Below are 6795 nucleotides of genomic sequence, written 5' to 3' on the forward strand. Positions count from 1 at the left end.
TGCAGAGACTCCCACACCTGGTCCAGGGATTTTTCCGCGACCCGAATTTGGCCTACATCGCGGCCTGACTCGACTTATTTACGAACTCCTTAGTAAGTGCCGGCCTCGACGAAGATCCGATGACCGCGTGCTTTGAACGTGTTCAGCAAGTGGCACCGCTTCGCGACCGCAGGCGGAGAAACCAGATAGTCGCCGTGCAGCCACGCATAGATCGCCGCCCGGCGGGTGGGCTCAAGCGATGTGGGATTACGACCGATGTTCAACGCGGCGGTGAGCAGATTCTGCGTAAGTCCCGGCATAACGGCCAACCCTAACTGAGGGGGACCCGTTTGGTGGTCCAGTCGCTATGCGACTTGGGGTTTGGTGGATCGTGGTCCACTGTAGAGCGAACTCGGTGGGGGTCAGTTCACCATGGGCGGTGTGGGGCCTGTTGGCGTTGTAGTCACGGCGCCAGTCTTCGATGATCACGCGGGCTTCCAGGAGCGAGTCGAAGCGCCACGCGTTGAGCAGCTCGTCGCGGAGCCTGCCATTGAACGACTCGACCCAAGCGTTCTGCCATGGCGAGCCGGGATCGATGAACAGCGAAGCCGCGTCGTTGAATCGGCACCAATCGTTGACGGAGCGGGCCACGAACTCAGGCCCGTTGTCGAAGCGCACGTAGGTCGGCGCGCCGTGGGCGATGGCCAGACGGTCCAAGACGGCGACGACGCCGTCAGCGTCGATGCGGCGATCAACCTCAATCGCGAGGGCTTCACGAGTGAACTCGTCGATCACGTTGAGCAGCTTGAGGGTGCGACCGTCGGCGGTTGGATATTACGGCTGATGAGGGCCATTGTTCCGGGGTTGGGTGAGCCATCGTTCCGTTGCGGGGTGAGCCACTATGCCGATGGCGGGTGAGCCGTGGCGCCGCTGATGTTGTGGGTGCGACCGTTCGTCGGTCCGCGTCATTGGGACGCGGACGTGACGAAAGGGGTCGCCTTCGATGGTCGACTACAAACAGATCCTGCGGCTACGCGCAGAAGGGGTGAGCCAGCGCGGTATCGCCGATGTGCTGGGCTGCTCGCGGAACACCGTGGCGTCGGTGTTCGCAGCCGCAACTGCGGCCGGCGTGGGCTTCGGGGAGGTGGCGGACCTCGCTGCTGACGAGGTCCGCCACCGGTTGTTGCCCGCACCGATCAGGCCGGACTCAGACCGTGTGGCACCGGATTTCGAGCATGTGCACCGCGAACTCGGGCGCCCGTCGGTGACGCTGTTGCTGTTGTGGAATGAGTACGTCGCGGCGTGCCGGGCCAGTGGTGGGGTGCCGTATCGGTACTCGTTCTTCAACGAACAGTACCGCCGCTGGGTGGCCGCGACGGGGGCCTCGATGCGCATCGTGCGCACCCCGGGCGAATCCATCGAGGTCGACTGGGCCGGTGATGCGATGAGCTTCGCCGACCCGCTGACCGGTGCGGCGACCGAGGCGTGGCTGTTCGTGGCCGCACTGTCGTTTTCGGCCTTCACGTATGTGGAGGCGTTCACCGATATGACGCTGGTGTCGTGGATCGATGCGCATGTGCACGCATTCGAGGCCTTTGGCGGCACGGCCCGACTGCTGGTCCCGGACAACCTTCGCACCGGCGTATCGCGGGCCGACCGGTACGAACCAGCGCTGAACCCGGCTTATGCCAGCCTGGCCGAGCATTACCGCACCGCGATCATCCCGGCCAGGGTCAAGCGGCCGCGCGACTATCCCGAGGATTTGGTTATCCCGAGTGTCCGGCGTTGATGCAGCTCGAAGCCGTCTGTGGCACTGATTCCTCGGGATAACTATTCATGCTTACGCTGCCCGTCTCTGTCGTGTATCTCGAGAGGAGCAGCAAATGAGCGAATCTGTGGGCGGGGTGGTCGGGCGGGCAGACGACGTGGTTGCCGGGCTGGGGCATGCGCCGTCGACGTTGTGGCAGTACCGGTGGGCGTGGTCGCAGTTCGAGTCGTTCTGTTCACGCGAGGGCGCGGACGAGGTCACAGACGATGTCGTCGCGTCCTTCTTACGGTTCGTGGCCGAGGAGCACCGGCAGGGGCGGATCAAGGATTGGAAACGCAAGTTGCTGCGCAAGTCGGCGTTGGTGCTGGCCGAGGTGGCGGTGACGGGTTCGTACCGGTGGCGGCAGTCGCGCCGGTCGCACCCGAATGACGTGCTGAACGTTGCGTTCCGGCCGGTTCAGGAGCAGTTCGAGGCGTGGCTCGATCATCGCAGGCTGGCGGTGGCGACGCGGGAGCTGTATGCGACGGTGTCCCGCACGGTGCTGGCCTGGCTGCCCGAGCGTGGTGTGTCCGCTATCGAGGGCCTCTCGCGCGCGGACGTATCGGCTGCGGTGGTGTTTCTCGGCAGTCGCTACCAGGCGGGGAGCATGCGGACCGTGGTGTCGGCGTTGCGGGTGCTGTGCCGCTTCTTGGAGGATGCCGGCTGCCGCGCGGGACTGTCCGCGGCGGTGCCAGCGATGTTCGTTCGGCGTCGCAGGTCGGTGGCGGTGCTGGCCACTGATCGGATCGAGCAGCTGGTCAACTCCCCGGATCCGACCACAGGGCAAGGGCTTCGCGACCGGGCGTTGCTGCTGTTGGCGGCCAGGACGGGTCTGCGCCCCGTCGACATCGTCGGTCTGCGCCTGGGTGATATTGATTGGCGGCAGGGACAGATCACCTTGACCCAGCACAAGACCGGGACGGTGTTGACGCTGCCGCTGCTGGCCGATGTCGGTGACGCGATCGCCGGCTACCTGTTGCACGGCAGGCCCGCCGGTGCCGCCGACGAGCACGTGTTCCTGCGAACCAAGGCGCCGTTCACCGCCCTGTCACCGGTCAACGATCTGTATCACGTCGCGGCCCGGGCCTTTGCCCGCACCCGGATCCCTGCGCAGGGCGGCGCGGGCCGCGGTTTTCGCGTGCTGCGAGCATCGCTGGCGACCCGGATGCTCGAAGGCGACACACCGCTGCCGGTGATATCCGGCGCTCTGGGGCATCGGGGAATCGGCTCTGCCAAGCACTATCTCGCCGCGGACGAGGAACGCATGCGGGCCTGCTGCCTGGACTTCACGGGCATCGAACCGGCGGCGATGTCATGACCGGTTTCATCAGCGGCCTGGCCGCCCCCATCAGCAGCCTGCTCGAACTCAAACACGCGCTCGGCCTGCCCTATCAGACCTCCGAACGGCACCTACGCGCCTTCGACGCGATGTGCGCGCGGGACTATCCCGGGCAGGACGTGCTGACCCGCCAGATGGCGACGGTATGGGCCGCAGGCCGGCCCGGCGAGCACGTCAACGCCCAGATGCGGCGGATCACCCCGGTTCGGCAGCTGGCCAAACACATGGCGGGCCTCGGCGCGGCCGCGTACGTCATCCCGCCCGGTATCCCCGGCAAGCAAGTCCGCTACCGGCCGCACATCTTCACCCATGACCAGCTGCGGGCGATCTTCGACGCCGCCGACCGCATCGCGGCCAGCCCATTCGGCGGCCGGCGACACCTGATCATCCCGGTGATCTTCCGGATGATCTACTGCCTGGGCCTACGACCGGGCGAGGCCCGCAGGCTGCACCGCAACGACGTCGACCTCGCGCACGGCGCGGTACGGATCCGCGAGTCCAAAGGCCACATCGACCGGCTAGTTTTCATGTCCACCGACCTGCACGACTACTGCCGGCGCTACGACGCCGCGATCAGGGCGTATCACCTGGATCGGGTGCCGTTCTTCCCGAACCGGCGGGGACAGTTCTATAACCACTCCAGCATCAACTACTGGTTCCACGAACTGTTGAACGCCGCCGACCCAGCCGTCGCGGCCGCCCCAGGGTCGCCGCCGCGGCCCTACGATCTGCGCCACGCCCACGTCATCGAGATCATCAACACGTGGGCCCGCGCCGGGCAAGACCCCGAAGCGCTCGTCGCGTATCTGAGCCTGCACCTGGGGCACGCCAACACCGAGGACACCTGGTACTACTTCCACCTCGCCGCCGACTTTCACCCCGACCTGCGCGCACTGGCCAACACCGTCATCGAGTCCGTCCTGCCGGAGGCGTCCCATGGCAGCCGATGAGTTCTTCACCCTGGTGCGCAGCTGGCTGACCGTCCACCTTCCCCGCGCGCGCAGGCTCAGCCCGCACACCATCCGCTCCTACAAGACGGCGATCAACACGCTGCTGACCTACCTCGCCGAGACACGGCAGGTGAAGCTGGCCGAGGTCAGCTTCGAGGTCATCGATCGGGCCACCATCACCGCCTTCACCACATGGCTACTCGACACCTGCAACCTGAGCCCGTCCTCGGCGAACCAGCGGCTGGCCGCCATCAAATCGTTCCTGTGCTACTGCGCGGGAGAGGATCCGGCACTCGTCGAAATCTGGCTGGACGTCAAACAAACCCGACCCGCCCGCACCCCTGCCCGCACGCCCGACGCGTTGAGCATGACCGCCGTCGACGCGCTGATCCGAGCACCCAGCCAAAACGGCAGCCGAAACGTCAGGGACACCACCATGATCCTGCTGATGTTCGACGCCGCCGCCCGCGTCCAGGAAGTCCTCGACCTGACCGTCGCCGACATCGTCACCACACCGGGAGCCGGCCGCGTGACACTGACCGGGAAAGGCCGAAAGACCCGGGTGGTTCCGATCATGGACAAGACCGGCCGGCACCTCGACCAATACCTGAACCTATTTCATCCTGGCCGGTGCGACGTCGACGCCTTGTTGTTCTTCACCATCCGGTCCGGGAGGCGCTACCCGATGAGCCAGGACAACGTCGCCTATCTGCTCAACAAGCATGCTGCAACAGCGCGTGCGGCCTGCCCCGAGATCCCCGAACACGTTCACGCCCACCAACTCCGGCATGCCCGCGCCATGCAGATGCTTCGGGCCGGGGTGCCGCTGCCCCACATCAAGGAGTTCCTCGGCCACGCGAACATCGTCACCACCAGCATCTACGCCTCAGCGGACAATCAGATGGTCCGGGACGCAATCCAGAAGGCAGGCAGCACCACACCCGAACCCACCCCGATCTGGAAAGGAGACGACACCCTGATCCTGCAACTCGCCGGGCTCAAATAGTTATCCCGAGGAATCAGTGCCACAGACGGCTTCGACCTGCATCAACGCCGGACACTCGGGATAACCAAATCCTCGGGATAGTCTCGATAATCCCGAGTTCGGGATTAATGTGACAAGCCGGTCGTGGAAGGCAGCGTGCGGTTCGTCGCCAACCAGGTCGCCGCGGTGCTGCGTGATCGGCGATTCGTGGGCCTGGCCGAGTTGAACGAGGCCATCTTTGATGTGGTCGAGGCGATCAACGCGCGGCCGTTTCAGAAGCGGGAGGACTCCAGGCAGATCGTATTCCTGCGAGACGAGCAGCCACTGCTGCATCCCTTGCCGCCGGTGCGGTTCGAGTTGGCAGATCTACGAAAAGCCAAGGCAGGAACGAACTATCACATTCAAGTGGACCGCAATTTCTACTCAGTGCCATCGACGCTGATCGGGCGCAGTCTGGATGTGCGCCTGACCTCGGGCACCGTGGAGGTCTTCGTCGGCACCGAACGCGTGGCGTGTCATGTCCGGTTCAAAGGTGTTCGCGGCCGGTATGCCACCGTGGCCGAGCACATGCCTGCCGGGCATCGACACCGACTGGCCGACTGGAGCCCGGCCCGCTTCGAGCAGTGGGCGGCGGCCATCGGCCCGAACACCGTGGCGGCGATCCAGGCGATCCTGGCCTCCCGAAAGATCGTCGAGCAGTCCTACCGGTCGTGTCTGGGGGTGATGGCATTGGCCAAACGCCAAGGCGGTGCGGCTCGGCTCGAAGACACCTGTGGCCGGGCGCTGGGCGCGACACCGGCACCGTCCTACACGCTGATCAAGAAGCTATGGGCCGCTTGGGAACCTGCCGATCCACCACCGGTGGCGTCCCTGGGTAACGCCGGCTTCGTGCGCGGCGCCGACTACTACGGCCAGAGCGGGGGCCAATCATGATCGACGTGCAGACCTTGGACAGGCTCAAGGCGATGCGCCTGTCAGGCATGGCCGAGTACTTCGAGAACCTCGCCACCGTCACCGGTGCGCAACCGCCCACCGGCCCGGAGATGGTCAAGATGGCCGTCGACTGGGAATACGAACGCCGCCGCAACAGCAAGCTGCACCGACTGCGCCGACACGCAGCACTGGCCCAACCCGCCGCCGACATCGCTGACATCAAAGCCATGCCCGGCCGCAACGTGGATGCCGAGTTGATCGCCCGCCTCGCCGTCGGCAACTACCTGCAAAACCGTCAGGACGTAATCCTGCAGGGCCCGACCGGCGCCGGGAAGACCTATGTAGCCTGCGCGCTGGGCAACAAGGCCTGCCAGCAATACCGCAGTGTGCTCTACTTGCCGGCCGGTGAACTGTTCGACCGGCTCACCATCGCCGAACGCACCGGGGAGCGCAAACGCTGCCTGGACACCCTGGTCAAGGTGGAGTTGTTGATCATCGATGACTGGTTCCTCACCACGCCGAGCCGCCAGCAGATTCAGCAGCTGCACACCTTGATCGATCGACGGCATAAGACGGCATCGACGATCTACTGCACCCAGCTGCCGCCCGGCCAGTGGCACGACCGCATGGAGGAGAAGATTCTCGCCGACGCGATTATCGATCGCATCACCACCAACGCCCATGCCACCGTGCTGACCTGCGACGAATCAATGCGCAAGCACTTCGGCCTGCCCGGCTGACCAGCCGCCGGTGGGGCGGACCACCAGCTGGCCCGTCCCACCGGCACTACCCAGCCCACGAC

6 protein-coding genes and 1 pseudogene are annotated in these 6795 nt (G+C 65.4%); 6 read left to right on the forward strand and 1 reads right to left on the reverse strand.

The features are described from left to right. Positions 1-360 precede the first annotated feature (360 nt). Positions 361-807, reverse strand: a pseudogene (locus AC2VOK_RS09080) (integrase core domain-containing protein); the annotation flags it as partial. 175 nt (positions 808-982) lie between these two features. On the opposite strand from AC2VOK_RS09080, the gene istA reads away from it, so the two are divergent. From istA to AC2VOK_RS09110, 6 genes are all read left to right on the forward strand, one after another. Next, complete coding sequence (istA, locus tag AC2VOK_RS09085; RefSeq protein WP_428900180.1) at positions 983-1768, forward strand: IS21 family transposase; 786 nt, start codon at positions 983-985, stop codon at positions 1766-1768. A 94-nt stretch (positions 1769-1862) separates the two neighbouring features. Beyond that, positions 1863-3104 (forward strand): tyrosine-type recombinase/integrase, encoded by a 1242-nt coding sequence (locus AC2VOK_RS09090; protein WP_428900181.1) that lies wholly within the window; start codon positions 1863-1865, stop codon positions 3102-3104. Continuing rightward, a complete protein-coding gene (locus AC2VOK_RS09095; RefSeq protein WP_428900182.1) occupies positions 3101-4075 on the forward strand; it encodes a tyrosine-type recombinase/integrase in 975 nt (324 codons plus the stop codon). The genes AC2VOK_RS09090 and AC2VOK_RS09095 overlap by 4 nt, the downstream gene beginning before the upstream one ends. Then, complete coding sequence (locus AC2VOK_RS09100) at positions 4062-5081, forward strand: tyrosine-type recombinase/integrase (protein WP_428900183.1); 1020 nt, start codon at positions 4062-4064, stop codon at positions 5079-5081. The genes AC2VOK_RS09095 and AC2VOK_RS09100 overlap by 14 nt, the downstream gene beginning before the upstream one ends. Positions 5082-5267: 186 nt before the next feature. After that, positions 5268-5993 carry a Mu transposase domain-containing protein gene (locus AC2VOK_RS09105; protein WP_428900184.1) on the forward strand — a complete coding sequence of 242 codons (726 nt, stop codon included), beginning with the start codon at positions 5268-5270 and terminating at the stop codon, positions 5991-5993. Further along, complete coding sequence (locus AC2VOK_RS09110) at positions 5990-6733, forward strand: ATP-binding protein (protein ID WP_343708902.1); 744 nt, start codon at positions 5990-5992, stop codon at positions 6731-6733. Before AC2VOK_RS09105 ends, AC2VOK_RS09110 begins: the two co-directional genes overlap by 4 nt. Positions 6734-6795: the final 62 nt, after the last annotated feature.

This window comes from Mycobacterium sp. TH-M116, from assembly GCF_057473685.1.

Bases quoted from the DNA above. Each gene is read 5' to 3' on its own strand.
- istA (WP_428900180.1), top strand. From the start codon at position 983: ATGGTCGACTACAAACAGATCCTGCGGCTACGCGCAGAAGGGGTGAGC.
- AC2VOK_RS09110 (WP_343708902.1), top strand. From the start codon at position 5,990: ATGATCGACGTGCAGACCTTGGACAGGCTCAAGGCGATGCGCCTGTCA.
- AC2VOK_RS09100 (WP_428900183.1), top strand. From the start codon at position 4,062: ATGGCAGCCGATGAGTTCTTCACCCTGGTGCGCAGCTGGCTGACCGTC.
- AC2VOK_RS09095 (WP_428900182.1), top strand. From the start codon at position 3,101: ATGACCGGTTTCATCAGCGGCCTGGCCGCCCCCATCAGCAGCCTGCTC.
- AC2VOK_RS09090 (WP_428900181.1), top strand. From the start codon at position 1,863: ATGAGCGAATCTGTGGGCGGGGTGGTCGGGCGGGCAGACGACGTGGTT.